Origin of the sequence: Ningiella algicola (assembly GCF_028401415.2) — a bacterium.
Classification (GTDB): domain Bacteria; phylum Pseudomonadota; class Gammaproteobacteria; order Enterobacterales; family Alteromonadaceae; genus Glaciecola.
Map to the genome: position 1 here is coordinate 766,788 of NZ_CP171821.2, position 26,292 is coordinate 793,079.

21 protein-coding genes are annotated in these 26,292 nt (G+C 44.9%); 6 read left to right on the forward strand and 15 right to left on the reverse strand.

Annotated features, from left to right (window positions below):
- Positions 1–72: 72 nt before the first annotated feature.
- The 3 genes from PN836_RS03460 to PN836_RS03470 are packed head-to-tail and all read right to left on the reverse strand — an operon-like array spanning position 73 to position 3,939.
- Positions 73–1,716: a dihydrolipoyllysine-residue acetyltransferase gene (locus PN836_RS03460; RefSeq protein ID WP_395343529.1), complete on the reverse strand. Its 1,644-nt coding sequence runs from the start codon at positions 1,714–1,716 to the stop codon at positions 73–75.
- 7 nt (positions 1,717–1,723) lie between these two features.
- On the reverse strand, positions 1,724–2,701 hold the full coding sequence (locus PN836_RS03465; protein ID WP_395343531.1) for an alpha-ketoacid dehydrogenase subunit beta: 978 nt from the start codon (positions 2,699–2,701) through the stop codon (positions 1,724–1,726).
- Positions 2,701–3,939, reverse strand: coding sequence for a thiamine pyrophosphate-dependent dehydrogenase E1 component subunit alpha (locus PN836_RS03470; protein WP_395343533.1), 1,239 nt, complete (start codon positions 3,937–3,939; stop codon positions 2,701–2,703). Before PN836_RS03470 ends, PN836_RS03465 begins: the two co-directional genes overlap by 1 nt.
- Before the next feature lie 314 nt (positions 3,940–4,253).
- On the opposite strand from PN836_RS03470, the gene PN836_RS03475 reads away from it, so the two are divergent.
- Entirely contained in the window at positions 4,254–8,471 is a 4,218-nt protein-coding gene (locus tag PN836_RS03475; protein ID WP_395343538.1) for a S8 family serine peptidase, read from the forward strand.
- Between the two features lie 14 nt (positions 8,472–8,485).
- Here PN836_RS03475 and PN836_RS03480 read toward each other — a convergent pair whose 3' ends face one another.
- Together PN836_RS03480 and PN836_RS03485 are read right to left on the reverse strand one after the other, a co-directional pair.
- The gene (locus PN836_RS03480; RefSeq protein ID WP_395343541.1) at positions 8,486–9,853 is read right to left on the reverse strand and encodes an MATE family efflux transporter; all 1,368 of its coding nucleotides are present in this window, start codon (positions 9,851–9,853) and stop codon (positions 8,486–8,488) included.
- Between the two features lie 20 nt (positions 9,854–9,873).
- Positions 9,874–10,614, reverse strand: a complete 741-nt coding sequence (locus tag PN836_RS03485; protein ID WP_395343544.1) for a pseudouridine synthase — start codon at positions 10,612–10,614, stop codon at positions 9,874–9,876.
- Between the two features lie 139 nt (positions 10,615–10,753).
- Between PN836_RS03485 and PN836_RS03490 the strand changes: the two genes are divergently transcribed.
- Positions 10,754–11,401 carry a methyltransferase family protein gene (locus PN836_RS03490; protein WP_395343547.1) on the forward strand — a complete coding sequence of 216 codons (648 nt, stop codon included), beginning with the start codon at positions 10,754–10,756 and terminating at the stop codon, positions 11,399–11,401.
- 73 nt (positions 11,402–11,474) lie between these two features.
- Positions 11,475–13,460 carry a putative bifunctional diguanylate cyclase/phosphodiesterase gene (locus PN836_RS03495; RefSeq protein WP_395343550.1) on the forward strand — a complete coding sequence of 662 codons (1,986 nt, stop codon included), beginning with the start codon at positions 11,475–11,477 and terminating at the stop codon, positions 13,458–13,460.
- Here PN836_RS03495 and PN836_RS03500 read toward each other — a convergent pair.
- From PN836_RS03500 to PN836_RS03520, 5 genes are all read right to left on the reverse strand, one after another.
- On the reverse strand, positions 13,457–14,911 hold the full coding sequence (locus PN836_RS03500; RefSeq protein WP_395343553.1) for a TolC family protein: 1,455 nt from the start codon (positions 14,909–14,911) through the stop codon (positions 13,457–13,459). The genes PN836_RS03495 and PN836_RS03500 overlap by 4 nt on opposite strands.
- A 1-nt stretch (position 14,912) precedes the next feature.
- Positions 14,913–15,929 carry an efflux RND transporter periplasmic adaptor subunit gene (locus PN836_RS03505; RefSeq protein ID WP_395343556.1) on the reverse strand — a complete coding sequence of 339 codons (1,017 nt, stop codon included), beginning with the start codon at positions 15,927–15,929 and terminating at the stop codon, positions 14,913–14,915.
- A 2-nt stretch (positions 15,930–15,931) separates the two neighbouring features.
- Positions 15,932–17,581 (reverse strand): ABC transporter transmembrane domain-containing protein, encoded by a 1,650-nt coding sequence (locus tag PN836_RS03510; protein WP_395343560.1) that lies wholly within the window; start codon positions 17,579–17,581, stop codon positions 15,932–15,934.
- 67 nt (positions 17,582–17,648) lie between these two features.
- Complete coding sequence (locus tag PN836_RS03515; RefSeq protein ID WP_395343563.1) at positions 17,649–18,827, reverse strand: vWA domain-containing protein; 1,179 nt, start codon at positions 18,825–18,827, stop codon at positions 17,649–17,651.
- Positions 18,817–19,662 carry an AAA family ATPase gene (locus PN836_RS03520; RefSeq protein WP_395343566.1) on the reverse strand — a complete coding sequence of 282 codons (846 nt, stop codon included), beginning with the start codon at positions 19,660–19,662 and terminating at the stop codon, positions 18,817–18,819. The genes PN836_RS03515 and PN836_RS03520 overlap by 11 nt, the downstream gene beginning before the upstream one ends.
- 271 nt (positions 19,663–19,933) lie before the next feature.
- On the opposite strand from PN836_RS03520, the gene cysK reads away from it, so the two are divergent.
- Positions 19,934–20,899: a cysteine synthase A gene (gene cysK / locus PN836_RS03525; RefSeq protein WP_395343569.1), complete on the forward strand. Its 966-nt coding sequence runs from the start codon at positions 19,934–19,936 to the stop codon at positions 20,897–20,899.
- A 161-nt stretch (positions 20,900–21,060) separates the two neighbouring features.
- Positions 21,061–21,525, forward strand: a complete 465-nt coding sequence (locus PN836_RS03530) for a hypothetical protein (protein ID WP_395343572.1) — start codon at positions 21,061–21,063, stop codon at positions 21,523–21,525.
- A 21-nt stretch (positions 21,526–21,546) separates the two neighbouring features.
- Here the strand turns inward: PN836_RS03530 and PN836_RS03535 are convergent, their stop codons facing one another.
- The 4 genes from PN836_RS03535 to PN836_RS03550 form a co-directional block, all read right to left on the reverse strand.
- Complete coding sequence (locus tag PN836_RS03535; protein ID WP_395343575.1) at positions 21,547–21,756, reverse strand: penicillin-binding protein; 210 nt, start codon at positions 21,754–21,756, stop codon at positions 21,547–21,549.
- Between the two features lie 79 nt (positions 21,757–21,835).
- On the reverse strand, positions 21,836–23,599 hold the full coding sequence (gene ggt, locus PN836_RS03540; protein ID WP_395343577.1) for a gamma-glutamyltransferase: 1,764 nt from the start codon (positions 23,597–23,599) through the stop codon (positions 21,836–21,838).
- 351 nt (positions 23,600–23,950) lie between these two features.
- Complete coding sequence (locus PN836_RS03545; RefSeq protein WP_395343579.1) at positions 23,951–24,187, reverse strand: hypothetical protein; 237 nt, start codon at positions 24,185–24,187, stop codon at positions 23,951–23,953.
- Positions 24,188–24,236: 49 nt separating this feature from the next.
- On the reverse strand, positions 24,237–24,479 hold the full coding sequence (locus PN836_RS03550; RefSeq protein WP_395343581.1) for an EF-hand domain-containing protein: 243 nt from the start codon (positions 24,477–24,479) through the stop codon (positions 24,237–24,239).
- 448 nt (positions 24,480–24,927) lie between these two features.
- Here PN836_RS03550 and PN836_RS03555 point away from each other — a divergent pair, with 448 nt between their 5' ends.
- Positions 24,928–26,007: an alpha/beta hydrolase gene (locus PN836_RS03555; protein WP_395343583.1), complete on the forward strand. Its 1,080-nt coding sequence runs from the start codon at positions 24,928–24,930 to the stop codon at positions 26,005–26,007.
- Here the strand turns inward: PN836_RS03555 and PN836_RS03560 are convergent.
- A complete protein-coding gene (locus PN836_RS03560; RefSeq protein ID WP_395343585.1) occupies positions 25,966–26,283 on the reverse strand; it encodes a histidine phosphatase family protein in 318 nt (105 codons plus the stop codon). The two genes, PN836_RS03555 and PN836_RS03560, sit on opposite strands and share 42 nt — an antisense overlap.
- Positions 26,284–26,292 lie beyond the last annotated feature (9 nt).

A 26,292-nucleotide genomic window follows, 5' to 3' on the forward strand; every position in this document is an offset into this window, starting at 1 on the left:
TGCGCAGTTTTTCGCGAACGAAAAACTGCGCTATATGGGTAGTACTGTTCTGGCATTCTCATGTCAATATCACTATCGTAAATTCACCAGCATTTGCTCGGGGTGCCTTAGAAATTCCATCCATCGATTATTAAATTTAACCATGGTTGCGCCATCAATTACGCGGTGATCGCCTGACCAATTGATCATCATTACATGCTGAGCAAATACCTTACCTTTTTCATTAAAACGAGGCAGTTTCTGGGTTTTTCCTAGGGCAACAATCGCCACATCTGGCTTGTTAATGACTGGCGTAGCTGTGATCCCGCCAATCGCGCCAATGTTTGAAATGCTGATTGTGCCGCCGCTTATATCTGACTTTGACAAGCGCCCTTCTCGCGCATTCTCTACGAGTCGATTAAGCTCAACAGCCACCTCTTTAAGCGACAAAGACTGTACGTTCTTAATGCTAGGTACGAGTAGTCCTATTTTAGAATCTACCGCTAGGCCTATATTGTGGCTAGACAGGTAGCTTAGTTCAGTACCCTGCTCGTTTAATCGACTGTTTATCACTGGGAATTCGAGCATAGCTAAAGAAAGCGCCTTAATGAAAAACGGCATAAAACTAAGCTTAATACCCTCTTTCTCAAACTGCGGTTTTAATGAGCTTCTAAGGGCTATCAAGTTATCCATCACCAGCTCATCGCTAACGCTGAAATGAGGGATCGTTGTTGTACTTGCTAACATTTGTCGAGCCATTGCTGCGCGAATGCCGCTTATTGCTTCGACACGATCCGATGACCCTAACATGCTCTTTGCACCAGTGTTATTTGCAGATGCAGCTGGCAAAATTGCACTAGCGCTTTGTTCATCTACAACAGATGTCTGCATACTCTGATCTTCTGCCGCTCTCAAAACATCGGCTCTCAAAATACGCCCTTTTTTACCCGAGCCTTTGAGCGTATCTAAACTCACATTCGACTCTCGCGCTAAACGACGTACAGCAGGACTTGCGATGGCTTTGGTAGATGAAATAGGCGCTTCAAAATTTTCACCCTGCTTACTGGTACGTGACGCAGTACTTGCGGGTACGGCAGAGTTCGGCGCAATGTTAGATGAATGGGCACTATCAACAGTGGCTTGCGTGCTCGGTGATGTGGCCATTTGAGGGCTTGTACTTGCTGAATCCAACATTAAGTCGAACAAAGGCGCGTGGACTTTTGCTATGTCGCCTTCTTTGTAATGCAAAGTGGCAATTTTACCCGCATGCTTCGCAGGAATCTCAACAACCGCTTTGTCCGTCATCACTTCAACGATGACTTGATCTTCTTCAACTTCGTCGCCTTCTGAAACGCTCCATTTAACAATTTCGCATTCAACGATCCCTTCGCCAATATCTGGTAATACAAAGGATTCAAGCGCAGTATTGCTTGTGCTGTCCGTACTGGATTGTATATCCGCTGACGCCTCGGTACGCTGAGTAGATTGCTCTGCGCTTTTTTCCGTTTGCATGGCAAATAAAGGCGCGTGCACTTTGGCAATATCACCCTCTTTGTAATACAGTTTTTCTACCACACCGTCGAACATAGCAGGAATCTCTACTGTTGCTTTGTCAGTCATCACTTCAGCAACCGCTTGGTCTTCTTTGATGACGTCACCCTCTGCTACCAGCCACTTTAATAGCTCACATTCCACAATGCCTTCGCCAATATCAGGCAAGATAAAGTCTTTCATCATATCTCTCCTAATAGTCCATTGTGCGTTTAATCGCTTCAAAGGTTTTTAAATGATCCGGCATGTATTCTTTCTCATGCGCTAGCGGATACGGCGTGTCTAAACCGCAGACTCGGGCAATGGGCGCTTCCAAATACAAAAAGCATTCTTGCTGAACGCTAGCTGCTATTTCACTGGCAAAGCCGCCGGTTAAGGGTGCTTCGTGATTAATGAGCAAACGCCCGGTTTTATAGACGGAATTAAACACCGCTTCTGCGTCCCAAGGAAGAATACTCTGCAAATCAATGATTTCGCAAGAAATGCCTTGTTCTTCGGCCATTTCAGCGGCTTTTTCAATAATTTCAATTTGCGCGCCCCAAGCCAACAAGGTGATGTCGCTGCCTTGTTTGACTATATCAGCCTTTCCAAGCGCTAGGGTGTAGTCCTCTTCGGGGACTTCGCCTACCGAAGCCCGATATAGGCGCTTTGGCTCCATAAATAGAACAGGGTTGTCGTCGCGAATTGAGGCTAACAATAAGCCTTTTGCTTGGTAAGGATTTCGCGGGATCACTACTTTCATACCGGGGATGTGCGCAAAAAACGCTTCTGGCGATTGCGAATGATAGTGTCCACCCGCTATGCCGCCACCATAAGGTGTGCGAATAGTAAGCGTGCCCGCCGAAAACTGACCACCTGAGCGATATCTAAACTTAGCGGTTTCATTTACGATTTGGTCAAAGGCTGGGAAAATATAATCACCAAACTGAATTTCTGCCACGGGAATAGAGCCTTGAGAAGCAAGCCCAGTAGCAAAGCCAATAATGCCTTGTTCGGTTAAAGGGGTATTAAAGCAGCGGCCTTTACCGTATTTTTGTTGCAAGTTTGAGGTGGCTCTGAACACGCCGCCGAAGTGCCCCACATCCTCGCCAAATACCATAACGCGTTCATCGTCGTCCATAGCGGTGATCAACGCGTTGTTAACCGCCTGTAGTAAATTCATTTGCGCCATTATGCATTCCTCCCGGATGTTTTCGGGTACGCCTGTGGATACTTAGCAATGTGTTGCTTTAGCTCGCTCAGCTGCTGCTTCAAGTGCCAGGGCGGCGTGTCATAGACATCTTCAATGATATCTTCAATCGGATTGACCGCGACTTTTTCAGCTACCTTTAGGGAGCTTAGAATATCCGCTCTCGTGTTTTCTTTGAACGTATTTAGGGCATCTGAGTTGAGCCACCCTTGGCTGTCTATCCAAGCCTCAAAGCGGGTTACTGGGTCTTTTTGCGCCCACTTATCTTCTTCGTCTTTACTTCTGTATCCGCTTGGGTCGTCGCTTGTGGAATGCGCAGCCAATCGGTAAGTCATCGCCTCGATGAGTACGGGGCAATCATTTTCTAGGGCGATTTTTCGTGCAAGTTGAGTTGCGCTGAATACCGCAAGTACATCGTTTCCGTCTACTCGTATGGTTTTAACGCCGTAGCCGATTCCACGAGATGCAATACCGTCCCCGGCAAATTGCTCACTAGCAGGTGTAGATATGGCATAGCCATTGTTCCGACAAAAGAAGATACAGGGGCAATTTAATACCGCCGCCATATTCAGACCGGCATGAAAATCCCCTTCTGACGCAGCGCCTTCTCCAAAATAACAAATAGTAATGGCTTCTTCACCCGCCATCTTTTGTCCATAAGCATAGCCCGACGCTTGGGGAATTTGTGTGCCTAGAGGCGAAGAAACCGTCATAAAGTTGAGCGCTTTATCACCATAGTGAATCGGCATTTGACGGCCTTTATTCGGGTCTTCCTGATTACTAAACATCTGATTCATGAATTGCTGGGTACTGTAACCGCGAAATACTAACGTACCCTGCTCTCGATATTGCGACATGATCATGTCTTTGCTAGAGAGCGCTGCGGCAGAGGCAACAGTAGATGCCTCTTCACCGCGGCAAGCGAGATAAAAGCTGATACGACCTTGACGCTGCGCGGCAATCATCCGTTCATCCAGTAGTCGTGTATAGTGCATGGATTCGAGGATCTTGATTGCCATTTCTTTATTCATCTCAGGCAAACGTAATTTATCACTCGCTTTTCCGGTCTCATCTAATAATTGAAGCATAGGAATGTCAACAAGGCCGTTGGATATGATATTGACCTCATCGGTAAGGGTTACATCGCTTAGGTGGTCGCGATCTTCAAGGTGTTTCTTGGATTGCACTTGGTTTGTATCTTGCACGTTTTTAGTTTGCATAGGAAAAGCGCCAGCGCTATTTAAAGACGCTTAAATATTAGTTGAGCTTTGTTCACATCGCATTGCTTATTGTTAAAGCACAGATAAAGAATGTGAATCATACAGCCTAATTTGCTGCGTTAATTGGTATATGTATCCTATTGATAACGAAATTGTTTCTATTTTTATACAATTCATTAAAAAGACGTCACATTGACACCTATTTTTTTGAAATTGGAGTAAAACTAATTATGCGCCACTTTGCCAGCACATTAGTGCGATTATAGTCGTCGGCTTACAAGTGCGCGTTAGTCTTAATTATGTTGGAGTTTTACATGCGGATTAGCTTTAAAAGCGCGACCACCTCAGTGCTAGTTTTTACTATTCTCAGTGCATATGCCCTTGAGGATGAACATCAAGGAGGAAACAAGGGCTTACCAAGCGCATCACAAAATCAGTCGCCCCTTCAACAGCCAATTCCATTACACACACAAACGATCATAACCAAACAGCATGTAAGCCAGCAGAAGGCGTCTTCGCGCACACGAACCAGCTTTTATTACGAGCCTGATTTAGCCCCGGGGGAATACACTTACATTGTTGAGCTAGCCTCTCCAGCCATTGCGCAGCGTCAAGATCTCATGCTGTCAGCAAAAGTTCGAAGACAAGCAGCCACTGAAAATTCACGCAAACAAACGCTTCGCGAAGATACCGACATATTAAACTACGCTGAAAAACTTCATCGGGAACAACAAGCCTTTATTCACTCACTCCCCGCTTCGCTGAAAAATGCTCAGAGCATGCATCAATATCAGTATGCCTTAAACGGACTTGCGCTTAAGATTTCTCAATCGGAGGCTATGGAACTAGCTGAACATCCAAGCGTTAAATCAATTGTACGAGAGACGATATATAAAACCACAACTGACCAAGGACCTTCGCTGATTGGGGCGCCTCAACTGTGGCAAGGACAAATTGGCTCACTGGCGCAAAGTCAAGGTGAAGGGGTTGTTATTGGTATTATCGATTCAGGTATAAATACTGACCACCCTTCATTTGCAGAGCGAAGCGCTGACGGCTATGTTCACACCAACCCCTTAGGAAGTGGTGTATTCTTGGGGGATTGTGCGACAAGGTTTCCTGAGCTGTGTAACAACAAATTAATCGGATTATATAGTTACTCAAGCATTACATCAGCCTATTCAGACACTGATGTTTTTCCACCCAATTTAGCGCGAAACGCAGAAGACTACGACGGGCATGGTTCGCATGTAGCTGCAACGGCTGCTGGCAATGTTCTGTTTAACATTCCAGAAACACTTCCTACGCCCGGTGAAGTCGAATCTAATGGCACGCAAACCGGCTTTGAGTTTGAACAAATTTCGGGCGTAGCGCCTCGCGCAAACATCATCGGCTACCAAGCGTGCTTTCCTGGTACTGAAGAACGAGGCGATACATATACTGGCTGTCCAGGCTCGGCGATTATTGCCAGCTTAGATGATGCAATTAGAGACAGAGTGGACGTTATCAACTTCTCCATAAGCGGCGGCGGCAATCCATGGCGAGACACCACTGAGAGGGCGTTTTTGTCTGCGCAGGCAGCAGGCATATTTGTTGCCACGTCTGCAGGCAATAGCGGGCCCGGCGCATCATCTTCAAGCAAACATGCGCCATGGTATACAGCAGTGGCGGCAAGTGAACATGGACGAGACAATGCTTTTGTTAAACAGTTAAATAACTTCAGCGGCGGTATAAACCCGCCTTCGGCAATTACCGGTCAAAGCAATACTGGCGCAATTACTGCTGACATCGTTTACGCAGGTGATTTTTCGAACCCGAATGACTCAAGCAATGACCCTGCCCAGTGCCTACAGCCGTTTCCATCAGGTACATTCAGCGGACAAATAGTGGTTTGTGATAGAGGCGAAATTGCTCGCGTTGAGAAGGCACAAAATGTACAAGCCGGTGGTGCCGGTGGCTACGTTTTGGCAAATGTTCAAGGTGGGGAGACATTCTTAGCAAATGACGAATATGTTGTGCCGGGAATACACATTAACGCCAATGATGGCGACAGCTTAAAACAGTGGCTATCAAGCGGCGAAAATCATCGCGTGACGATTACGTCGGGCGTGGCTTCACAAAATATTGATGAGGCGCGCATTGACGTGCTCGCTGGCTTTAGTGCAAGAGGCCCTAATACGACTATTAGCACCTTGGTTCCTACAATGACGGCGCCGGGCGTCAATATTTACGCCGCCTTCGCAGACCAAAAGTTTGGGAATGACGGGCAGCCGCCCGCCGCAAGTGATTACAACTATTTGTCGGGCACCTCAATGTCGAGCCCACATGTTGCTGGCGCAGCTGCTCTATTGAGAAGTGTGCATCCTAACTGGAGTGTAGACAATATCCGCTCAGCACTCGCGATGACGGCAGACACCACTGTTAAAACACAAGATGCCACATCAGACGCTGATTTTTTTGACATGGGATCAGGCCGTATTCGTGTTGATTTAGCCGCACAGGCAGGATTAGTACTAGACGAAACTGAAGCTGATTATTTAGCTGCCGAACCTGCGCGTGGGGGCGATCCAAGAGCGCTGAACCTACCCAGTATTACCGATAATGATTGCGTGGGTATTTGCCGCTGGTCGCGCACCTTTACAGCGACTCAAAATGGCGTGTGGGACGTCTCTGCCGAGAGTTTTGATAATGGGCTTATCATTAACGCCTCTCCAAACAGCTTTAGTTTGAATGCGGGTGAGTCGCAAAGCGTTGAATTTGTAATCGACACGATTGACGCCGATAAAAATGCCTTTGTGTTTGGTACGGTAACCTTGCAAGCTCCAAACTCCCCTGACTTGCGCATACCCGTAAGCGTGCTTCCAAGCATTGGAAATATTCCAACGGACGTGCAAATTGAAGCGACTCGTGACAATGACAGTACCTTATTGGCAGACAATGAAGCCGTTGGCGTCAACAGCTTTGTATTAACGCCCTATCGCTTAGTAAAAGAAACCATTATTAATTCACAAGTCAGCCAAGACTCTAACCGGGATGACTATTTAGACGACATCACTGATGGTGTGGTGATAAGCGAGATAGAGGTTCCAAACCGCGCGCGACGTTTGTATGTATCCCTTGAGTCGTCACAAGCGCCGGATTTAGACTTATTTGTGGCACGCGATCTCAATAACGATGGTCAAATTTCTAGCTTTGAAGAACTCGCGCAAAGCACCTCCAGTAATTCAAGCGAAATAATTGATATTAATTATCCAAGCGGCGGGCGCTACTTCCTCGTTGTGCAAAGTTTCACAGGAAGCGGCACGCAGCCAGATCGATTTGAGCTGAGTTACGCGGTGGTGGATTCACAGCGAGACGCAAGCCTTGGCGCTCAAGCACCAGACACACTTGAAATATTAACGCCTTTTGATATGAGAATTGACTATCAGCTACAAGATTCTGAGCTTGGTGATCGCTTCTTTGGCGCCATTGATATGGGCAGTGATGCTGCCTCACTCAATAACTTGGGTATTATTACCGTTGATATTGAACGTATCGAAGACGACATTCAGATAGACGCTAGTCCTTTGCGCGTGGATACAGGCGAAAGCTTTGGTTTTAGTATAAATGTTGCGCCAAACGATACCAACGAACAGAGAACGTACAATATTCGCCTGCCGCTTCCTATCGGCACAACGGTGCAAAGCGCTAGGGGGGCCTCTGTTGACAATGGCGCATTGACATACGAAATCACCAAAGCGGTGAATGACACAAGCAGCACGTCGCTCCCGATAAGTTTGACCGTTAATTCAGAAGCCGTGCCTGGTCCACTTTTGCTGCAGGCGCAAAGTGAACTCTTAAATCGAAGTGCAAACACACAACAGCAAACAGCGCTAATTGAATCAGTTCAGATTGAGGGGGCACCCACCATCGATTTAGGAGACAGCCCATCGTCCATTTTTAATGTGTTTGAAACACAAACTCTGACGATTCCTTTGAGGCTCAACGACCCTAATAATGACGCACTTAGCCTGACTTTCACTCAAAGCCAAGGCGTAGAAACTGAGGTGACAGAAGCTGATGGTGTATACAGCCTCATTGCACCCAGCGTGGAGGCGGATACCTTGCTCGTTTATGAAGTTGTAGCGGATGATGGAAATGGAAACACTGCGGCAACCGAGTTTTCAATCAATGTCATTAACAACAACGCTCCCACCATTGACAGTATCAGTGCACCAAGCAGCGCTGCCGGAGGTCAACGCGTTACAATTACGGTTAGCGCCTCAGATCCTGAAAGCGACACACTTACCGTGAATATTGCAGGTATCGCTGGAAGCAGCGCGACGCTGACGACACCACGTACCGGTAATTCAGTGAATTATGAAATTTCGGTATTTGACGGTGTTAATACGGTAAGCGATACCGTCACGATTAGCCTTACGCAGCCTGCTCAAACCACAACTGATAGCGGCGGTGGTGGCGGAAGTTTTACTTGGTACGGAGTCGGCTTGCTTAGTATTTTGGTATGGTTTCGGCGTCGCGGCAAATCCTAGGAAACGCGTGAAGTTCAACTAGGTAGGCGAGTAAGCCGTTTCTGAACTACGCTTACTCGCCACGTCATAAGCACCGCAGCACTACTTAGGCCAACAATAAACCCTATCCAAAAACCTTTGGCTGACATGGCGGGCACGAATATATCTGTTAGGCCTAATATAATGCCGGTTGGAAAGCCAATAAACCAGTAGCAAAAGATACTGATCATTAGCATTGCGCGGGTATCCTTGTAACCACGAAGCGCGTTGGCAGATACTACTTGAATAGCATCTGAAAACTGAAATATGGCGGCAAAAATTAGTAGGCTTGAAGCAAATTCTATGACAGCGGTTTCACTGGTGTAAAGGCCAGCGATCATATCGCGACCGAGTATTGTCCCAGTTGCCGTGACGCTTACCGTGCTTATGGCTAACACCAACGCACAAATATATGCCACTCGTGCTTTAGGAGTCTGCTTTTCACCGATTAAATGCCCGATTCGAATTGCCACCGCTAAGCCTATGCTAAGCGGTATCATAAAGATTAAACTCGAAAAATTTAGCGCAACCTGATGAGAGGCAACGGTTAAATGCCCGAAGGGTGCAAGTAAAATGGCGACCGCTGCAAATAGACTCACTTCCGCCAAAAATGTAAGGGCAATAGGTACACCTTGTCCTGCAACTGCTCCCATAAATCGAAGATCAGGTTTTACAAAGCTTCCATACAGGTCAAAGGTCTCCAAGCTTTTGGTAATCACTGTATACAGCCATGTCGCAAGCGCCATCACATAAAAAACCAACATAGTCGCCAGACCACAGCCAGCCCCGCCCATCTCAGGCAAGCCAAACTCGCCATTAATTAACACGTAATTAGCAGGAATATTGACGAGTAAACCGATAAACATAATTACCATGGTCGGTCGCGTTTTTGACAAACCTTCGCAGTAGTTACGCAAAGTTTGGTAGATAGCAAAAGCAGGCGCCGCCATGAGCACAAAGAATATATATTCTAAAGTCTCTTTTCTTAGTGGTGCGTCCATGTCTAAGCGACTCATTAAGTCGGGCATCGCGAAACTTAACAGTATGACCATAAGGGCCAACAGCATAGATAAATAAAATGTCTGCCATACTGGATATGACACTTGGTGAGCTTCTTTTGCGCCATTGAAGCGCGCAACGATGGGCGAAAGCGCCAAACACACGCCCTGCATAAATATTAGAATAGGAAACACCACAGAGTGACCGACAGCAACAGCAGCCATATCAAGGGCATCGTAGCGACCTGCCATGATGGTATCAGAAACGCCCATGCCCGTTTGCATGAGCTGTGCAAGTAAGAGTGGCCAGGCTATTGTGCTAAGCTTCTTAAACTCAATAGAAAAATTTTCTCGAAATTGTGTCATCTGTGTGCGACTGCTTCCTGTTAGCCTTTATTTGCATAGGTGGCTGTTTTTACCGAAGCCTGAACCTGTCGATTAAGCACATTGAGTTCGTCATCGCTTAGCTTTCGGTATTGTCCCGCATTGAGTTTATCTAGTTTAATATGCATGATTCTGCGCCGCACAAGTCGTGTTACTTCATACCCTAAATACTCACACATTCGCCGAATTTGGCGATTCAAGCCTTGTGTTAATACGATATCAAAACTTTGTTTTCCAATTTGCTTAACCTCACAAGGCAAGGTTACGGTGTTGAGTATTGGTACACCGCGAGACATTTTTTCTAGAAAACTAGGCGAAATTGCCTTGTTTACATTGACACGATACTGCTTTTCATGCGCATTTTCAGCGCGTAAGATTTTGTTAACGATGTCACCGTCATTGGTCAGCAGAATTAAACCTTCTGAGGGTTTATCAAGCCGACCAATAGGGAAAATACGTTGAGGATAATTCACAGCATCAACGATATTACCTTTGACTTTTCGCTCAGTCGTACAGGTAATACCCACTGGCTTATGATAAGCCAAATACACCCTATCACTTTTGTTGTCGGGCACGGCTTTAATCAGCTTCCCGTCCACCTCAACTTTGTCGGCATCACCAATTTTTGTGCCTAGCTCTGGCGCTATACCATTGACCTTGACGCGTTTTTGCTCAATCAATTTGTCGGCTTCACGGCGTGAGCAAAAACCGGTGTCACTGATGTACTTATTTAGTCGTTTCAAAGAAGCTCGCCGTTAGTGTTTGTAGACACTGACTCTAAAGCAAGTTTACGAACAAGAAGTATGTAAAACTGCGGCCAACTAGCGAAATAGAGAGATTGGTCTATGCTCACAATCTCGCAGTTGTTTAAGGTGTGTCAGTATGCAGAACGAATTTGTTGGTTATTTTTTAGCTGGATTCTACACCTTTGTTGCTATTTTTTACACGCTTCTCGTGATAAAACGTAACAAGAAGATGGGTGATAGCAAATGCATTCATACTGGCAAGCGATATTCGCTGCATTGGTTTAATCATCTGACCTTTCGCATATTTAGAATCACAATTTGGTTGGTCTGCGTTATTCATGTATTTTGGTCTGGTATTGACCCCTATCTAATTCCTATTTCAACCATTGATTATCCCATCGTCAATTTGCTGGGAATAACCATGTTAATTGTTGGCTTTCAAACGGCTATTGCAAGCAACATGACCTTATCGTATGCGTGGCGAAGCGGCATTGATGAAGAATCTAAGGCATCTTTGGTAACACAAGGTTTATATGCGTTTAGCCGCAATCCAGGTTTCATTGGTGTAGGCATTGCTCAAGTTGGCTTCTTTCTCGCGCTTCCTTGCGTATTTTCACTGGTGTGCATGGTGATAGGCCTAAATGCACTGCGCATACAAGCAAAGCTCGAGGAAAGCTTTTTAAGGCAGTATTACCAACAGCAATATGAAAAGTATGCCAATGCAGTCCCTCGATGGGTATTATTTTTAGGTACAAATAAGAAGTCGCGTAAAGGCAACGCGTAAGTGGCCGATAACAAGCTTACGTACGCAAGCTCTTTCACCGCGCGAACATGCACGGTCTACTTAGCCTATCAATATGGATCAATACCCTAGCCTACAAACCGCAGTGTGGATATACGATATCGACGAGCATATGATTCGATGGGCAAATGAGGCTGCGCTTAAATGGTGGCAAGCTAAGTGCGTTGAATCACTTAATCAAAGAGATTTTGCAAAAAACACCTCTGATGCAGTTAAACAAGCCCTTGCTGGCTATCAGGAGCGCTTCGATCAGGGAAATGTTATTTGTGATGTGTGGCAGTTTTCCCCCCTTGGTGTAAATAAACAAGCGTTTTGTCAATTCTCAGGTTATCAATACATCGATGAGGCCGGTCTTAAGCACAAGACAATGTTAGTTGAAGCGACGCCTCTTGAAACACTCAGCCCTGCAATCGAATCCCAAAGCGCAATTATCATTGCGAGTATTGACGAGTCTGGTCAATTATTAAGTTGCAATCCGCCGTTTAAAGAGACCTTTGGTAAGCAGATCAAGCACATTGAAGATATCACCGTATCGATTGCCCACAATGATACAGCCACAGAGTTGTCTGAATCAGGCTCGCAAATCTGGTTACAGCGGGTTCGACAGGCAAAAGGCGATGTAAACAAGCTAGAGTTACTGCTGCAAACCATGCGGGGTGAACGATGGTTTCAAGTGCAGTTTTCAGCACCAAAATTGCAAACTGATTCACTGCGCTACTTGCTTCACCTTACCGACATCGATGAAAGAAAGGCAAACGAGCTAAACTTAATTGAACAAACACGCAGTGATGTATTGACCGGCGCACTGAATCGCAAAGGCCTTCGCTATGAGCTCGAAAAGTGCATAGACCGTGACAAAGCCTTTCATGTTTTTTATATCGACTTAGATGGATTCAAAATGATTAATGATTCGCTTGGGCATAGCACGGGTGATCTCGTGTTGCATGATACAGCGAGGCGGCTTGAGTCCTTATCACTGACAAAAGGACTTATCAGTCGATTCGGTGGTGATGAATTTATTGTCGCAATTACCAGCGATTTATCACAAGCAGAGCAGGAGCATGTCGCCTCTCAAATTGTGCAGGTGCTGAGCGAGCCCTTTAGCGGTGAACAAGAGAATCTACTTTTAATATCTGCAAGCGTAGGACTTGCGGCTTATCCTAAAGACGCGAACACTTTAGATGACGTTGTTCGATACGCAGACGCCGCCATGTATCGCTCTAAGCAACTCGGTAAAAAGAGATGGACAAAATACGAAAAAGGCATGGAAAATGCGATATTGCGAAAGAGCCTAGTTGCGCAATATTTATCATCAGCGATAGACAATAATGAATTAAGGCTTTATTACCAGCCAATACTTGATACAAGCATCGACCAGATATTTTCCTTTGAAGCGCTATTGAGGTGGGAGCACCATGAGCTTGGATATGTTAATCCTCAAGAGGCAATAAGTGTTGCAGAAGACATCGGCATGATTGAGAAATTGGAAAATTGGGTCATTAAAACGGCACTTTCTGACTTAAAAAAGTTAAGACGAGCAACATCAAGCAATGCATCAATGTCGATAAACATATCCGCCTTACACATCGAGAGTGACGGATTAGCTAGTTACCTTCAGTCACAGTTGCGTGAATATGCGCTTCATTCAACAGACCTCATTGTCGAAATTACCGAAAGCACCCTGTTGAGCAATTTAGACAATAAAAACTCAGCAATTGACACCTTGACCGAGCGTGGGATAAAGATAGCGATTGACGACTTCGGCACAGGCTACTCCTCCCTTGCATACCTGCATAACATTGACGCCAGCATTGTCAAAATCGATAAAGCGTTTTTATCAGAAAAAAGCGGTTGCAACCTTACTCTCAGCGCAATAAAAACCCTTATTCATGCCTTGAATCTGAGGCCACTTATTGAAGGCGTTGAAACCCAGGAAATGGCAGACATGTGCAAGGAAATTGGCATTGAACTGCAGCAGGGATATTGGCACTGCAGACCTCAAGCGTTAGATTGGTATGTGGATAAGTCACTGGAAAATTAAAGCACCGCTTCATCAAGCATCGCAGCGCTTGCGAGAATCGAAATATGTTGCTGCAGCAGACTGATTTGTGCATCCACTGCAGCTAACTGCGCAATTGAAAAGTCAGTTTCACGGGAATTTAGCAAGAATAAATCACTGTCTCCCGCATCAAAACGTGCCTTTTCTTCCTGCATCAACCGCAATGCCACCTGCGCTTGTTTATCGCGTAAATCGCGCAGCTTCATTAAGTTATTCAGCGCCGCTAGCGCTTGTTTTATTTCAATAGTAAATACATCGAGCATTTCCTGCCTTTTCATATTTAGCTCGTCAAGCTTCGCTTCATTACTTTGTATTTTTCCTTTCGCTTCTCGTTGACCAATAGGAAGAGAAAAGTCCAAGCCCACATAAGATTCAAAGCCTTCTAACGACTGAGCGCCTGCCCCGATATCGTTGGCAAAGTCCACCTTTAAATCCAAGGTGGGCATGAGCTGATTGCGACTTAAACGAATAACGTTTTTAGTCTGCAGAATTTCATTTTCAAGCGCAATCAATTCAGGATGCATACTTAAGCTAGATAAAATATCGCTCTGACTTGGCAAGCGCTTAAGTGACTCAGACATATGCAAACTTGCTGCTTGCGTTTGGCCAAACTCCATTGGCATGCCATTATCGTCGCGATAAAACATAGCGAGGCCAATAGATGCTTGCTCTAATGCTTGGTTCATCTCAAGCAGATCCGCCTGCCGACTTAACATGGTAACTTCAAACTCAGTGAGTGTGATTCTAGCGAGCTCTCCACCCGCGACCTTTTGCTCAATTGCACGATTGCGTGCCTGAGCCAAATCCACTAAGCGTTGGATAATATCGCGCCGTTCGCGAATAAGTTTCCATCTTAAAAAGTGATTTGCAGCCTCTAGCAAAAGAGCATTGATCACCAACTCCTGCTGATGCTGAGCGATATTAATTGATAGCTCAGCGTTTTCTAATGCCACTCGATTATCATCGACGTCTCTATTTTGTAATAACGACCATCGCATGTTCAGATAAGCCTCACCGCCAGAAAGCGTGCGATTGATATCCTCATAAATCGGGAAGCTACCGTCAGATAGACGATAGCCGCCGCTTACGCGTCCATTTGCAAAGGGCAAAATACGGGATATAGACTGGTCAATTATCCAACCATTGTAAAATCCGCTGGTTCTTGCAGTGCTGGACTGATTCAGCTGCCAATCAAAGCTACTGTCCACGATCAGGCGCTGCGCCAAACTTTGCTCTACTCGACTCATCGCCTGGCTTACGCGCGGATGATGTTTTAAGGTTCGTTTTAATACCTGTTCAAGGGTTATCACATCCTCATTTGCTGCGTCAGTGATGCTCTGCTCTTTTGACCAGGCTGGTGCGCACATAGCCATTGCGCTAACAAGAGCAACAGAAAAGCAAACGACGCAGGCAAGAATTGAAAACTTAAACATCTTATTGAAACACTGTCGTGGGATAGTCCGGCGGGAAATTGTTAAGCTGACGCCAAATTTCATAACCCAGTCGCACTTCTTCAAGCAATATCCACGCTCTCGCTTGAGAGCCAAGTCGGACAAATTCGGAGTTGGGCCAGTCCTGATCGTCGGGATCTTGTTTAATCCACACGTTAAAAGAACCATCTGCATTTGCCACAGGCTCAATGAATGACACTTCACCACCGAAGGTTCCAACGGCACTTGCAGGCCAGCCGCTAAATTGAAAAACCGGCCAACCGTCAAACTGCAATCGCACTTTTCGTCCCGGTTGTACTAGAGGAGCATCCAATCCGTTGATTTTAATTAGTACCGCCCTGTCCACTTCGGAAGGAATAAAATGCGCTAATATATCGCCTTTGCCTACTGTTGTGGCTAGCCCTGCCGACATAAGTTGCGTGATCACCCCGTTCTCAGGTGCCACTTTAGTTTGCCGCGATTGACGGGCAAGGCGCGTTTGCGCTTGTGTAACAGAGGCTTGGGCTGATGCAAGCTTCGATCGAGCTTCTTGTAGCTTAATTTGGCTTTCATCGCGTCTTCTAGGCGACACCAACCCTTGCGAGAGCAGTCCCTCTTGGCGTTCAAAATCTTGCTCAGCAGCGCTTAAAGCAATTTGCGCCGCATTCTTTTGTTGCTCGCTGGCAATTAACTCAGATTCCAGACGTTCAATTAGATCGCTGTCTTGGTCACGCAAGGTAACAATAGGGTCGCCAGCCTGCACGCCCTGACCCTCTTGCACATGCCATTTTTCAATTTGCCCAGGCACTAAAGCAGATATTGCCTGACGGCGGTCTTCGGGTGAAACCGTGCTGACCACCCCAAACCCTTGCGCTGTTTGTACCCATGGAGTAAACACCAGTGCACAGCTGATTAATATAAAAAACAGCAGAACTAAGGTGATCGCCGTTTTGCCAGAACTCACAGGTGCCAGTGTCTTTAGTGTTTGCATCGAATCCATGTAGTGATGATATAAAGACATATTTATGTCACCTTTTGCCAGTCGAGATTTAAACAATAATCGAATGCTTCAATTTCCGGATGATTGGTAAAATACAACACGGTAAAAGACTCTTCTTCCAAAGTTGAAAGCAATCGAACCAACTGCTTTCGTGGCAAGTTGTCAAAATATTGGGTAAGCACCAACACGTTTGGCGCATACAGTAAAGCCGATGCTAGCTTTAACAGCAAAAACTCATGTGGCTGCAAAGGTGAGCCTAGTTGCGACAATGTCGTGTTTAATCCATCTTTAAGTTGCGTCACAACATCTTCTAACCCCACTCTGAACAAGGCATCCTGAATATCAGCAACCGTCTTATTTGGTGCACTTAAAGTCATAAATTCCAATATAGTAGACTCTACAATCGGCGCTTTATTGATCACACTTACCGGTGGATGATTCAACTGCTGGTCACGAAATTCGCTTAAGTCAAATTCACCCAATCGTATTCGTCCCTTTTCAGGAATCTGGTAGTACTTTAAAACAGACACAATTTCGCGCTGTAGCCACGCTTGAGTCGTAAAAACGAAGGTTTTTGCACCTGAAGCAATCGTAAAATCAAAGAAATAGGAAACGTCATCTTGCTTAAGAAAAAGCTGATGAAAATCTAAGGCATTGTGAGTAGGTGCCTTGTCGTGCTCAAGGGTCATCTTTTCATTGATGGGCATATTCAATACCAGCCCGAGTTCATCTGCGGCACCGCACATTTCGTAATACATTTTAAGATAATTTCCTGCTTTGGATAGTCCAAAGAAAATAGCCGTCAAAATAAGCTCAGCAGCGACTAATTGACCGATAGACAGCTCACCTAAAATGACTAAATAACCTCCCATTCCTAGAAGCAAGCTACTGGCAAGTGCATACAGCAGTAAAAAAGCAATCACTTGAGCAAAGGCATATCGAAAATAGGTTTTGTGACACGATATGTATTCGGCCGTGTTTGCGTCTGTACGTGCTTGCACATATTCGATATGACGCTGTGAGGTGAATAGAGAGCGAGCGGCCGCCATATCACCAAGCCATTTTGCAGTCCCATATTTTGCATGTGATAGTTCTATCGCAGCGCCAATTGCCCTTCTCGCCCACAAAGACCAAATAAGATATAAGACCAAAACCAAAGCAATACAAAATGCCATGAATACTGGGTGATACAATGACACAAGTGCAAAACCCACCAACAACTGCAAAAACAAGGCGAAACCATCGATTAACAGTGGCGGAAGATTCTTTTGAAAGATATTGATGTCAAAGTAGCGATTAGGAATATCAACATTACGCCGCCCTGAAAAGAACTGATGCTCTGTTAATAGTGTTCTAACACTTATTTCAGCTGTAAGACGCGCATAAATATGCCGTTCGTATTTTTCCATCACGTATGTTCGCAGGGCGCTTAATACGCCCGACAACCCTAGTGTGATAAACAGCAATACCGAAAGCGTAATAACAGCACTCACAGAGGCTATATTGACGACCGTATTTATCAAGGTCTGCACGGCAATGGGTATGGCAAGGGTGAGCAAACTTATCGCTAGGCCATAAACGATAGCGAGTCGAATAAAGTCTCGTTCAGGATAAATTAGCTCTTTTACAAGCTGCCGGGCGCGATTTATGTCATTTTTTGAATATTGAGCCATGACTTCCTAGTTAGACTGATGAGCGGTTGCATCAATGGTTTAATACTTGAATAGTGAACTCTTACTTTTATTTCTTTAGTAAGGCTCTTATCGACTCAGTAATGCCCTCTAGCGTTAATGGATACATCTTATTATTCATAATCTCTCTCATAATTTGTATAGACGCATGATAATTCCAGTAAGCCTCAGGTTGCGGATTGAGCCATACGCAGTACTCAAAATGATGCAATACTCGTTCCATCCATATGCTGCCAGGCTCTTCGTTCCAGTGCTCTACGCTACCTCCAGGATAAGTAATTTCGTATGGCCCCATCGTTGCGTCGCCAACAAAGATAACTTTGTAGTCTTTTCCGTATTTGTGCAAAATCTCATAAGTGTCAATATCACCCTGCCCTCTGCGTTGGTTATCCTTCCACACGCCTTCATACAAACAGTTGTGAAAGTAGAAAAACTCAATATGTTTAAACTCACTGTGGGCGGCGCTGAATAACTCCTCACACAACTGAATGTGGGCGTCCATAGAGCCGCCTATGTCGAAAAACAGCAGTAGCTTAATCGCATTTCGGCGTTCAGGCGCCATTTTGATATCAAGGTAGCCAGCGTTTTTTGCGGTAGAGGAAATAGTATCGGGAACATCCAGTACATCGCTTGCTCCCGTGCGAGCAAATTTGCGAAGACGCCTTAAAGCGACTTTTATATTGCGGGTTCCAAGCTCAACATCACTTGATAGGTTTTTGTATTCGCGTTTATCCCACACTTTAACGGCAGAAAAGTTACGATTTTTCTCCTGTCCAATGCGGATACCTTCGGGGTTATAACCATGAGCGCCAAAGGGTGATGTACCACCCGTGCCAATCCATTTATTACCACCTTGATGACGTTTTTCTTGCTCTTTCAAGCGCTCTTGCAAGGTCTCCATGAGCTTATCGAGGCCTCCCATTGCCTCAATTTTTTGTTTTTCTTCGTCGCTCAGGACCTTTTCCATTTCTTTACGAAGCCATTCGTTTGGGATATTTTCGTCAAACAAATTGATTTGCTGCACGCCTTTGAAATACTGAGCAAAGGCGCGATCGTATTTGTCGTACTGGCTCTCATCTTTAATCAAGATGGCACGCGCTAGAAAGTAAAACCCTTCCATGTCTGCATAAACCACCTCGCCCTTTAACGCGCGCATCAAATCAAGGTATTCGGTAATGCTCGTTTTCACTCTGTGTTGGCGAAGGGTGAAGAAAAACTTAATCAGCATTTCTACGAGCCATAAACATGAGCTTTTCAAATAGGTGTATATCTTGCTCGTTCTTTAGCAGCGCACCGTATAGGGGCGGCAGTGCATTTTTTGCATTTTTATCGACTAAGGCTTCTGGTGGAATATCATCGGCAACCAACAGTTTAAGCCAATCAATTAATTCCGAGGTAGAGGGCTTTTTCTTCAGCCCGTTCACTTCGCGCAGCTGGAAAAACGATTTTAATGCGTTATCCAACAGCCCTTTTTTTAGCTCTGGAAAATGCACATTTACGATTTGCCGCATTTCTTCATCATTCGGAAACTGTATATAGTGGAAAAAACAACGCCGTAAGAATGCATCTGGGAGCTCTTTTTCGTTATTGGACGTAATAATAACGATGGGACGCTGTTTAGCCACAACGCGTTCTTGCGTTTCGTAAACAAAAAACTCCATTTTATCCAGCTCGAGCAGTAAGTCGTTTGGAAACTCGATATCCGCCTTGTCAATCTCGTCAATCAAAAGTACAGGTCTTTCATCAGCACCAAAAGCTTCCCAAAGCTTACCTTTGACAATGTAATTAGAAATGTCTTTTACCCGCTCATCACCTAATTGTGAGTCACGCAAGCGAGACACCGCATCATACTCATATAGCCCTTGCTGTGCCTTTGTCGTTGACTTGATGTGCCACTGCAGAAGAGGCGTGCCCAATGCAGAGGCTAATTCTTCTGCTAGCATGGTTTTGCCCGTACCTGGTTCACCCTTTATTAAAAGCGGTTTTTCCAGCGTAATTGCTGCATTGACTGCCAATTGCAATTCTTTACTTGCGATGTAGTTTTCGGTGCCCGTAAATCCCATGTTTTCTCTCTTGAATGATTATTATTTGCTTGCCGGTCTATACCGATGCCAGTTGTAACTGATTCTAAACTTTGCATGAGTGCGAATAAATAAAAATGCGCTCTCATAAGATATAGCAAAAAAGCACTTTGCTTTTTCTCAATATTGCATAAGCTACAACTGTAGAGACATTACGAGAAACACAACACTTAAGTTTATTGATAGATTGCGATAAACCACAAAGCAAAATCAACAGGCCCTAGAATAACTAGACAATAAAGGATTCAAGACAATGAACGTATTTGACGACAGCTCACTTGCCATCGGGAACACCCCGCTGGTAAAACTCAATCGCATCGTATCTGGGAATGTATACGCAAAAATCGAAAGTCGAAATCCTAGTTTTAGTGTGAAATGCCGCATCGGCGCTAACATGATTTGGGATGCTGAGAAAAAAGGCATTTTGACTCACGACAAAGAAATTATAGAAGCAACCAGCGGAAACACAGGGATCGCCTTGGCTTTTGTTGCTGCCTCTCGTGGATACAAGATTACCCTGACAATGCCAAGTTCAATGTCTTTAGAGCGTCGAAAACTCCTGAAAGCCTTAGGTGCAAACTTAGTACTGACCGAGCCACCAAAGGGTATGAAAGGCGCCGTTGCTAAAGTGCAAGAGTTGATGGATGCAAACCCAGATAAATACGTACCAATGCATCAATTTGAAAATCCAGCAAACCCAGAAATTCACGAAAAAACCACTGGCCCGGAAATTTGGGAAGCAACAGATGGAAAAGTGGATGCGTTTATTGCCGGCGTGGGCACAGGCGGCACGCTAACGGGTACTTCACGATATCTAAAAAATACGCAGGGCAAAGCAATTGTTACTGTTGCCGTTGAGCCTGAAGACTCACCCGTCATCACTCAAGCACTGGCGGGCGATGATCTCACGCCTGCCCCTCACAAAATTCAAGGCATTGGCGCTGGTTTTATTCCGGGCAATCTAGATTTAAGTCTAGTTGACGAGGTTGAGCGTGTAAGCAACGAAGAATGCTTTGCTATGTGTCAACGATTGATGAAAGAAGAAGGTATTTTAGCTGGTATCTCGTCAGGCGCAGCAGCGGTAGCTGCGAAGCGCTTTGCAGAGCGCCCAGAAAATAAAGACAAGATCATTGTTGTATTACTTGCAAGTGGCACAGAACGATACTTAAGTAGCCCGCTGTTTGCTGGTGAGTTTTCTGAACTAGAAGAAGTTCAGTAAATCGTCGCTACGCCTTAGCGAAACTACTGATAAAAAGAGCGCGCTTGCGCTCTTTTTAAATAGACTTCAAATCAGATGTGAGTCTCCCGACGCTATTTATAGTTAAAGTCTTATAAAAAGGAAACGACTGCCGATAAGAACTAATTAACGGAGTCGTCTACATGAAACAGCGCTATCTTTACTATTTTTTTACCCTATCAATCGTGATTTTTCTAAGTGCGTGTCAACAGGAAAAAGAAGAAGAGGTAAGCGCAGGTCGCTACGGTATGATGAGCACTGACACTCCTCAGTACAGCGCCGTTGTGTTTATGCAGGCTTTGTACCGGGATGACAACCTCAATCGGGTTGTTGAGCTATCTACAGAGCGTTTTGCAAGAATTGTAAAAGGCCATCACACCAACAAAAATGTCCAGCGTCATCTGCTCAACCTTAGACTTGATGAAATGACAGTTGATCCCGTTTCGGGCGGCTCGCTGATTATGTCAGAATTTAATGAAGATGCTCAGATTGAAGTTAAAATAGTTGGACAGTTCAATGGTGAACAGCTCGTCGACCTCAAAACCTTGCACATGCAACGTCGCTCAGGCAAATGGTTTGTCAATGATATTACCAACACAATCCCCTAGGGCGTTTAGCTCTTTCCTACTCTAGTACATTGAATTAGGACTAGCGTCAGGATTTATCTCACCGGCAACCTCATCGGGGTCAATATCAAGTTCCAGTAAGGTACCTCGAACAAAGTCAATTTGCTCAAGCACGCGTTTATAACCCTCTCCATATTCGTACTTATTGACTTCTATGGTTTGCGGCATAAAGGTGAACGCAATTTTTAGTGCTTGGATTTGATCTTCGGTCATAGCTACTTGCCCTTATTTAATTTTACAAAGACGACAGTACTGTATGCATGAGAGAAATGCATGTTAATACTTCACCGCATTATCGGCCAATGGCCAAACCTTCTCTGCGTGGATCTGCGCCGCCTATCAACTTTCCTTGTCGAACATGAATACCATGTAAACCACTATTTAAATCAATTACTCTGACGTCATGCCCCAGTTCACTAAGCTCTGCCTCTAAGCCCGCAATCGGACTTCCCTTTTCCAAAGCGGTATAGTCATTACGGTTAGTAAAACGGGGGGCGCTGATAGCCTCTTGTACGTTCATTTCGAAATCTATTACGTTTATTACCGCTTGCGCAACATAGTTAATAATGCGGCTCCCGCCCGGAGAACCGATAACCAGCTCCAATTCGCCGTCTTGATTAAAAATCATGCTTGGGGACATGCTGCTGCGAGGTCGTTTATACGGTTGCACTCGATTTAAAACCGGCTTTCCGTCCTTTTCAGGCGAGAGCGCAAAGTCGGTTAACTGGTTGTTTAACAAAAAGCCACCAACCATTACGCCAGAGCCAAACATAAATTCAATGCTGGTCGTCATTGAAACAGCGTTTCCATCTTTATCAACAATAGAAATATGGCTTGTGCTATTTAGTTCGTAAGCATCGTCTTTCGCCGCCGCTAATGAAGGGTATGGCTTGCCTGGGGACGCTTTTTGATAAGGTTCAGTGAGCGAAATTAAGCCTGCACGCTTAGACAAATACTGTTCATCTACCAGTGGTTTTGCGGAAAGGCCAAGAAAGTCTAAGTCTGCTATGTAAATAGAACGGTCTGCAAACGCAAGCGAACTTGCTTGAGTAAAAGCGTGAACGAGTTCTTTACTTTGCGAGCCAAAACTCGCCAAATCGAACTGCTCAAGCCCTTTTAAAATTTGATACACACTCACACCGCCTGAACTTGGCGGCGCCATAGAGCAAATAGAATATTTTCGATAATCGCCGCACATAGGGGCGCGTTGAATCGCCTCGTAGTTGCGCAGATCTCGCGTACTCATTCTGCCTGGATTGGTTGGTGCAAGGCGCACCGCTTCGGCGATTTTCTCAGCCAAAGGCCCGGAATAAAAGTAGTCTACGCCTTCGTTTGCAATACTGTGTAGCGTATCTGCAAGCTCGTGGTTTTTACGCAGCTCACCTTCCACTAGCCATTGCCCATTGGGTTTAAAGTAACTAGAAGCCGCTTCAAAGGTGTTCAAAGCTGGGTGTAAATCTCTTTGTAACAGCCCCGCTAACCTTGGCGATACTTCAAACCCTTCTCTGGCCAAATAAATGGTATCACTGAACAGTTGCTTCCAAGGCAGTTTGCCATGTTTTTGATGCGCCATGTCTAGCGCCTTTAACACACCTGGCACACCAACGGACTTGCCGCCTACAACAGATTCACGCCATGACATAACTTCACCGTCTTTGAAAAAAACGTCCTCAGTAATGTTAGCAGGTGCAAGCTCTCGCCCGTCATAAGTAAAAAGCTGCTTTTTAGTATTGTCCCAGTACAAAATAAACGCACCGCCACCAATACCAGAGGACTGAGGCTCCACTAACGTCAGCATCGCCTGCACTGCAACCGCCGCGTCAAGCGCAGAACCACCCTGCTCTAATATTTTAAGGCCAGCATTAGATGCATGAGGATTGGCCGATGCAACCATGTAATGCTTCGCTTCGGCGGCTTGCTTTTGATACCACCCCGTTGCGGCTTCTGGCTCTCTGTCTTCCCAAACCTGGGTTTGTGAGTGAGCACTGAACATTGCAACAGCCGCGATGCCTGCACATAAAAATCCAAATACTTTGGGCGATAAAGCTCTTTGCATGTCTTTCCCGTGATGGTGAATGGTTACGTTATTACGTGAATATTAATCAGTGTATTAGCATACAAGCAAGGGTTTGTTTTATAAACCATAAAGAAATAAATAAGCGGAATGAAGCGTAGTGCTGGTCACAAGGTAAAGACGAATTAAGTCTGACATCAAAAGCGCGCCTGTTGAGAGCACTTGTGATTATGAACGACTTTGCAACAAGTCAGGAAGCACTGCTCGGTAGTTCATGTAGTTCACCTGAATGCAAACGCGTATGTAAGACAAAGCTGTGCTTGAGTTGTTTGAATTGAATTGATGAAGCAGAAAATATTAAAACAAGCCATCCATGGCTTTGGAGACTTCTCCCTAGAGACCCGTTGTAGCAAACTCTTCTTCGCTGATGTTGCCGTCTGCATCAAGATCAATCAGCTCGAAATTTTCGCTCAAGGTTGAGTGTGCTTGTGCTTCTGATGTAGAAATCATGCCATCAGCATTGACATCAAGCTCTTTGAATAGGTCGCTTTGTGCTAGGGCACTGAAACTCATCGCGCCGGCACAAAGTGATGCAAGCAAGGTCAGTTTGAAAGTTGTTTGTTTGGTCATAATAATATTCCTTTTATATGATATCTAAGCTAAAGAAGAAGTCCTTAGCTTATTGGTCCAAGCCAGCAGCTGAAAATTCTGCCCAAGAAATCACACCGTCAGCGTCTGTATCGACTTCGGCAAACGTAGCGCTCAATGTTGCATGTGCCTGCGCTTCTGATTGTGAAATTACACCATCTTGGTCGGTATCTAGTTCATCAAAAGTCCCTTCTGAGGCACCCGCTGATGCAGCAATACCGATTGCGAAAATAGTAGTCAGTAATGGAAAAGCTAGATTTTTTGAAAGTTTCATAATGTTTCTCCTAACGTTTATGAAGATGCGCCTTACGTGCGCTTCACCATTGCTACTACAGTTTCCGTGCCATTTCTAAAAAATTGTTTGTAATCATAAAGTTAGCCTTAATACGCATTTATCGCTTGCACGTTTCTGTAGCTAGTCATCTACAATTAAGTCAGGAGAAAAGTGGGTTTTTAGATAAGTAATTGAAAAATATAACCTTTTAAATTTTTCAAGCTGTTGCCATTCAAATACTTAAGGCTAAGACATGCCTTGTAACGCTTGTAATACATGGCTTGTCGCTAGTAACTAATAATTGTCTCAGTATTCGATGTGTACTATTGTGGGGTAACTAAGCGTAAAACAAATCTCGCTCTGCGCAGTTCTGTATTTCAGGCAAGATCTCAAATGATGCACCATTGTGTTGATGTGTTGGTTCATCCAAACAAAGGAAATGCTAATCATGTATGTCGTCACTAACCGAGAAATATTCACCGATAGAGAGGGCTTAGAACAGTTCGGAGAACGCCCAAACGCAAAAGGCCCCAATGAACTTAGGGTATTAAAGGTGGAGAGAAATCGAGGCAAGTATAAGATTGAGCTATTGGAAGATGAATTACCTGAATCAAGGGCAAAAGCGCTGATTAAAGAACATGCGCTTAATCTCGACCCTGAAGCTCAGCACTGGATTAGCTTAGAGGTGGCGGTGCACGTGACGCAGCAAGCGCGTAAAAAAAAGACGCACGTTTTGTTTTTCGTGCATGGTTTTAATAATGATGCAGGTGATGTCATCGAGAGAGCGTTTTACTTGCAAGACAAATATGGCGTTGAAGTCATCCCTTTCACTTGGCCAGCCAATGGCGGTGGCGCTGCGGGGGCTGCATCATATAAGTCGGATAAGCGGGATGCTAGAGCATCGACCGGCGCACTAGAGCGTATTTTAAAAACAATGCGAGAGCACTTCGTGGTAATTAACGAAGGTCAGCAGCTTAAATTACTGGCACAAGCTAACGAAAAACATCCAAAAAATAAAGAAGCCCGAGATTGCCTGTATTCACGCCTTATAGAAAAAGAATGCCCCTTTACCTTTAACGCTATGTTCCACAGCATGGGAAATTACTTACTCAAACAAATGTTGAAAAGCTCCACCAACGAAGGTAATGATTTAACCTTTGACAATGTCGTGCTAGTAGCCGCCGACACCAATAACGCAGATCACAAAACTTGGGTCGACACCATACGATTTCGCAAACGCTTGTTTATCACAATTAATGAAGAAGACATTGCATTAAAACTATCCAGAGCAAAATTTGGCTCCAACCAATTGGCCAGACTCGGACACTACATTCGCGCTTTGGATGCTGAAAATGCTCACTACATTAATTTTACGTCCGCTAATTGGGTAAAACGCTCGCACGCATATTTTGAAGAGCCGGCAGAAAAGAATGAAAAGGTAAAAGCTTTTTTCCAAGAAGCCTTTACGGGAAAGTCAGCAGAACTGTCACTCAAGTATCGAGCAGAGGGTAATTGGTATGAAGTTTAAGGTTTGAATGGACATCAGTAAATCCCCAAAATTTCGCTTGCGCAGGATGGGCTCAAGGGTTAACTTGCAAGATAGACTCTGATGAATCGGTTTTGCACTGTCTTGAGTACGTGCATAGTCACTGCGCAATATATGACTTATAGGCATGTGTTTATAGTAATTTGCTAAAGCTTCGGCTTGTTTATGTCCACGACTCGTTAGAGGCGTATCAGGCGTTTGCACGATGCGAGCAATATTGCCCTGGGTCTCGGCATGTCTAGTAAGGTAAATCCACACGTTATCGTT

What these genes read in the sequence shown, in the direction of transcription:
- PN836_RS03460 (WP_395343529.1), bottom strand. Translation starts at nt 1,716, where the DNA reads ATGATGAAAGACTTTATCTTGCCTGATATTGGCGAAGGCATTGTGGAA.
- PN836_RS03465 (WP_395343531.1), bottom strand. Translation starts at nt 2,701, where the DNA reads ATGGCGCAAATGAATTTACTACAGGCGGTTAACAACGCGTTGATCACC.
- PN836_RS03470 (WP_395343533.1), bottom strand. Translation starts at nt 3,939, where the DNA reads ATGCAAACTAAAAACGTGCAAGATACAAACCAAGTGCAATCCAAGAAA.
- PN836_RS03475 (WP_395343538.1), top strand. Translation starts at nt 4,254, where the DNA reads ATGCGGATTAGCTTTAAAAGCGCGACCACCTCAGTGCTAGTTTTTACT.
- PN836_RS03480 (WP_395343541.1), bottom strand. Translation starts at nt 9,853, where the DNA reads ATGACACAATTTCGAGAAAATTTTTCTATTGAGTTTAAGAAGCTTAGC.
- PN836_RS03490 (WP_395343547.1), top strand. Translation starts at nt 10,754, where the DNA reads ATGCAGAACGAATTTGTTGGTTATTTTTTAGCTGGATTCTACACCTTT.
- PN836_RS03495 (WP_395343550.1), top strand. Translation starts at nt 11,475, where the DNA reads ATGGATCAATACCCTAGCCTACAAACCGCAGTGTGGATATACGATATC.
- PN836_RS03500 (WP_395343553.1), bottom strand. Translation starts at nt 14,911, where the DNA reads ATGTTTAAGTTTTCAATTCTTGCCTGCGTCGTTTGCTTTTCTGTTGCT.
- PN836_RS03505 (WP_395343556.1), bottom strand. Translation starts at nt 15,929, where the DNA reads ATGTCTTTATATCATCACTACATGGATTCGATGCAAACACTAAAGACA.
- PN836_RS03510 (WP_395343560.1), bottom strand. Translation starts at nt 17,581, where the DNA reads ATGGCTCAATATTCAAAAAATGACATAAATCGCGCCCGGCAGCTTGTA.
- PN836_RS03515 (WP_395343563.1), bottom strand. Translation starts at nt 18,827, where the DNA reads ATGCTGATTAAGTTTTTCTTCACCCTTCGCCAACACAGAGTGAAAACG.
- PN836_RS03520 (WP_395343566.1), bottom strand. Translation starts at nt 19,662, where the DNA reads ATGGGATTTACGGGCACCGAAAACTACATCGCAAGTAAAGAATTGCAA.
- cysK (WP_395343569.1), top strand. Translation starts at nt 19,934, where the DNA reads ATGAACGTATTTGACGACAGCTCACTTGCCATCGGGAACACCCCGCTG.
- PN836_RS03530 (WP_395343572.1), top strand. Translation starts at nt 21,061, where the DNA reads ATGAAACAGCGCTATCTTTACTATTTTTTTACCCTATCAATCGTGATT.
- PN836_RS03535 (WP_395343575.1), bottom strand. Translation starts at nt 21,756, where the DNA reads ATGACCGAAGATCAAATCCAAGCACTAAAAATTGCGTTCACCTTTATG.
- ggt (WP_395343577.1), bottom strand. Translation starts at nt 23,599, where the DNA reads ATGCAAAGAGCTTTATCGCCCAAAGTATTTGGATTTTTATGTGCAGGC.
- PN836_RS03545 (WP_395343579.1), bottom strand. Translation starts at nt 24,187, where the DNA reads ATGACCAAACAAACAACTTTCAAACTGACCTTGCTTGCATCACTTTGT.
- PN836_RS03550 (WP_395343581.1), bottom strand. Translation starts at nt 24,479, where the DNA reads ATGAAACTTTCAAAAAATCTAGCTTTTCCATTACTGACTACTATTTTC.
- PN836_RS03555 (WP_395343583.1), top strand. Translation starts at nt 24,928, where the DNA reads ATGTATGTCGTCACTAACCGAGAAATATTCACCGATAGAGAGGGCTTA.